This window comes from Paeniroseomonas aquatica (assembly GCF_030409335.1).
GTDB lineage: Bacteria > Pseudomonadota > Alphaproteobacteria > Acetobacterales > Acetobacteraceae > Belnapia > Belnapia aquatica.
The window spans coordinates 1-2,136 of sequence record NZ_JAUFPN010000161.1 but is presented as its reverse complement, the minus strand read 5'-3'; the positions used below and the strand labels follow the sequence as shown (position 1 = coordinate 2,136).

The following is a 2,136-nucleotide window of genomic DNA, read 5'->3' as shown; positions in this document are numbered from 1 at the left end:
AATTGCCCCTCCGGGTCAGTGGCGAAGCGGGCAGCCCATTCCTGGGCGTGCAGGGCGGGGTCAGCTGGGCGTGGCTCGCCTTCGGCCGGCGCGACCGGCCCTAGCTGGCGCGTCAGATACGGCTTGATCGTCCGGAAGTGCCTCGCCTGCTCGCGCATCAGGCCGTGCAGATCGAGGTGGCGTTTGTATCGGCCTCGCGCCTGACGGGCGCAGAGCCCGGCAAGGACCAACAACAACAGACAGGCAGGCCACCGCCAGAAGCGGCCAACATCATGGGCGAGCTGCCAGAGGTCCCCCGGACCGATGCCGGTATTACCTGGATCGGCAGCAAGGACTTGGCGATCCAAACCCTGATAGGTGTCGGTGACCAGGTGCGCCGGCTGCATCATCCAGTGCTGCAGGGTGAGAACGACGGTGATGATCTCCTCCCGGCCGAACCACCAAGCAGCAACAGCGCCGCCACCCAGCAGCAGCAGGACGCCACCGATGATGACCAAGGCCTCCTCTGGGGCAGGGCCGCGGCTCTCGTTGTTCACTGGTCGGCCCTCGCCATGGCGGTTGTCTCTGGACGACGGCGGGCCTGCTCAAGCAGGGCCATCGCCTGATCGCGCAGTAGCCGGAGGTAGCGGTCGCGGAACTGCGGGGTGCGGCTGTGGTAGTGGGCGACGCCCTTCCAGTAGTCGTCGGGGGCGCTGTCGATGGCGTCGCGGAGGATCCACGCGGCGGCTTCAAGGTTGGCGCAGAGGTTGTCGCGGAGAGCGACGAAGGCTTCTGCCGGGGTGGTCTGCCACCGCTGGGCCAGCCGTCGCACCCACATGGCATTGACCTGGGCAGGGCCAACATCTGGTGGGGCGCCGCTCGCATTCGGCGTCACGCGGCCAAGCCTACCGTTCTCGACCCGCATGATCAGTACCAGCAGCGATGCCGGGATGCGATGCGCGGCGCCCGCGGCGGTGATGCACCCGGCCACGTAGGCAGCCGGGTCGTAGCCAGGCGGCGCCACGGGGACCGGGTTGGGCGCGTTGATATAGGGCTGCGCCGCGGCAGTACCGGCGGACAGTAGCAGGACAGTCAGGGTACGGCGGATCATGGGACCGGCCCTGGTGTCTGGGTTACGGCAGGCTGGGGCGTGGTCGTGCGCAGGACCGCATTGAGGTCATTGACCAGGAGCGCACCGGGCCGGGCCGCCTGCTCGACGGCCTCGATCGTCGCCAGCATGACGGTGGAGAAGGGCACGCCGTTGACCTTCACGGCCCGATAGCCAAGCAGCGCACGCTCATCCTGCTCGATACGGAGCCCGATGCCGGCCCCGGTTGCCTCCCGCCAAACCGCGTCACCGGCGGCAAGGAACACCGGCAGCAGCCCATCCGGTGCCGTGGCCAAGCCGATGGAGACGGAGCGAATATCCCCGCTTGCCCGGTCCCGCAGCTGCACGTCGCGTCCGGAATTCTGCAGCAGCCGGCCGAGGGTGGCGGCTACCGTCTCGAGTGATACCGCGCTCATGCGAAGAAGCGCTGCTTGGAGGGCGGCGTGGCTGGCCGCTCGACGCCGGCAATCCAGGAGCGCACCCGCCGGGCGGTGCCGACGACGGACAGGCCGGCCACCCGCATCAGAGCAAAGATTACGGCAATTGCGAACGCAATACCGATCATCCACCAGGCCCAGCCGGTGAAAGGCACGATGACGAAGGGCGCCAGGGCCCAAGCATCAAGCCCTAGAAACGTTACATCCCGCGCTGTGTCACGCCACACCGGCCAATTCCTTTTCCGCGATGTCTCTGCTGATCCGACCCTCGGACCTGGCGGCGCGAATGGAGTCCGCAAAGGTGGTGCCCTGTTCCTCGGCGAGGGCCTCGACCAGGCGAGGCCACTCATCCGGATTGGTGGCGGCGAGCTCGCGCCGCGTGGTCCGATCAAAAGCCAGGAATTCCCGCACCGGCGTGCGCTTGCCATCCACTGACCAGACCAGGCGCTGATTGACGATGAGCCGGAGAGACTGCGCCAGGGCGATGGTCATGGCGGTCCGCTGCTCTCGCGGGCAGAGGCTGACCGCGCGCTGGATGGTCTCACCGAGGCTGCCAGCATGAATGGTTGTGTAGACAGCGTGATTGGTCAGGGCGGCATCGGCCGCCGCCGC

Annotated in this window: 4 protein-coding genes and 1 pseudogene; all 5 read right to left on the bottom strand. The window is 67.8% G+C overall.

Annotated features, from left to right (window positions below):
* A pseudogene (locus QWZ14_RS16870) lies at positions 1-497 on the bottom strand (hypothetical protein); the annotation flags it as partial.
* A 35-nt stretch (positions 498-532) separates the two neighbouring features.
* Positions 533-1,090 carry a lytic transglycosylase domain-containing protein gene (locus QWZ14_RS16865; RefSeq protein ID WP_290317934.1) on the bottom strand — a complete coding sequence of 186 codons (558 nt, stop codon included), beginning with the start codon at positions 1,088-1,090 and terminating at the stop codon, positions 533-535.
* Positions 1,087-1,503, bottom strand: a complete 417-nt coding sequence (locus QWZ14_RS16860; RefSeq protein ID WP_290317933.1) for a hypothetical protein — start codon at positions 1,501-1,503, stop codon at positions 1,087-1,089. Before QWZ14_RS16860 ends, QWZ14_RS16865 begins: the two co-directional genes overlap by 4 nt.
* Positions 1,500-1,751, bottom strand: a complete 252-nt coding sequence (gene icmT, locus QWZ14_RS16855) for an IcmT/TraK family protein (RefSeq protein ID WP_290317932.1) — start codon at positions 1,749-1,751, stop codon at positions 1,500-1,502. The genes QWZ14_RS16860 and icmT overlap by 4 nt, the downstream gene beginning before the upstream one ends.
* On the bottom strand, positions 1,741-2,136 hold a 396-nt coding region (locus QWZ14_RS16850; protein ID WP_456307250.1), incomplete at its 5' end, for an ATPase, T2SS/T4P/T4SS family. The genes QWZ14_RS16850 and icmT, both read right to left, overlap by 11 nt.